At 48.2% G+C, this 1,229-nt stretch carries 2 protein-coding genes and 1 pseudogene; all 3 read right to left on the bottom strand.

Going from position 1 to position 1,229, the window contains the following annotated elements; translation table 11 throughout:
* Positions 1-350: 350 nt before the first annotated feature.
* A complete protein-coding gene (locus tag BWI97_RS28170) occupies positions 351-815 on the bottom strand; it encodes an SDR family oxidoreductase (RefSeq protein WP_255403249.1) in 465 nt (154 codons plus the stop codon).
* Positions 816-855: 40 nt separating this feature from the next.
* The gene (locus tag BWI97_RS29135; RefSeq protein ID WP_199182122.1) at positions 856-1,050 is read right to left on the bottom strand and encodes a hypothetical protein; all 195 of its coding nucleotides are present in this window, start codon (positions 1,048-1,050) and stop codon (positions 856-858) included.
* A pseudogene (locus BWI97_RS28775) lies at positions 1,025-1,229 on the bottom strand (hypothetical protein); the annotation flags it as partial. The pseudogene BWI97_RS28775 and the gene BWI97_RS29135, both read right to left, overlap by 26 nt.

Raw genomic sequence — 1,229 nt, 5'->3', positions numbered from 1 at the left:
TGTAGATCCACCTCATCAATCCAGACCATTTCCTTGATGAATTTTATGAATTCTTCCATGTGATTTTTGCAAGCAGGGCGTTGTGTAGCGGAGAATGTAGAAAACCTTTCTATGGACCGAGGCTCTAGGGTCGCACTTGGATAACTTCATTCGATGGACAGCATTAACCGATTCCATCGTAGCTAACGGGCGAGTAACAGGCTCGACTTAGTGATAACCTGATAACACGAAAAGACCCTTGGAATGTTTTCCGAAGGGTCTTTTCGTGTCAATGGTTCACCTGAAAAGTTATGGCTTCCCGGATGCTTTAAGCACTTAATTAATACGGATGAAACTCGTTTAATGAATCTTTACGCCGAAAGCTCTTCGATACCAAAGGCTGCTAATCCTTTGGTGTATTCAGCCTGCACGGCTTCATTCGCTGCTTTAACCAGTTCGCCTGTGGTTGGGTCAACTACGGTTCGTAGGGGACGTTGTCCCTGGGGTAAACGGATTAGATTCACCACGGCGTCTGCCACTTCCTGCGGATTCGGTTTTACCGTTTCAAACATCCGGCCAATGGCAGAGAATATTTTGTTTGGAATATGATCAATTGCCTGGTACCCCTCCAGAATGGATGCATCAGAGCCCGACTGCACTTTCTGGGACATTTCCGTAGGAAAAGAACCCGGTTCCAGAATGGCTACATCCACTCCCAGGGGTCGCAATTCGTAATGTAAGCCTTCGCTTAATCCTTCCAACCCAAACTTGGACGCAGAATAGACGGCTGAAAAAGGGAAGCCGAATCGTCCAAATCCGCTGCTAACGTTGACGATCAGCCTTCGGACTGTTTACGCATATACGGCAGCACCTGCTTCATGAGTCGCCAGGGGGCAACGACATTGACATCAAACATTCGCTGTACATCCGCCGGGGTGCAGCTTTCCGCCACACCCATTCATGGTGATGAGCGGCATTATTCACCAGTACATCTATTGTACCTTCGGTAGCGATAATGGTGTCAATCGCCGTTTTTATACTGGTTTCATCGGTCAGTGTGACGTCCAGCACGGTTATGTTCTCTACCTGCGACGAACGCGTGTGCCTGATCCGCGTTCTTTCCGGTAGTCTCTCGCATGGTCGCGTAAACTTTATGTCCTAGGGCGGCAACACTACGGGCCGTCAGCCAGCCAAAGCCGCTGTTTGTTCCGGTAATTAATACAATCTTTGGATTCATCATTTTCTTGTTT

Origin of the sequence: Siphonobacter sp. BAB-5405 (assembly GCF_002872335.1) — a bacterium.
Classification (GTDB): Bacteria; Bacteroidota; Bacteroidia; order Cytophagales; family Spirosomataceae; genus Siphonobacter.
This window is presented reverse-complemented; position numbering and strand designations above follow the sequence as displayed.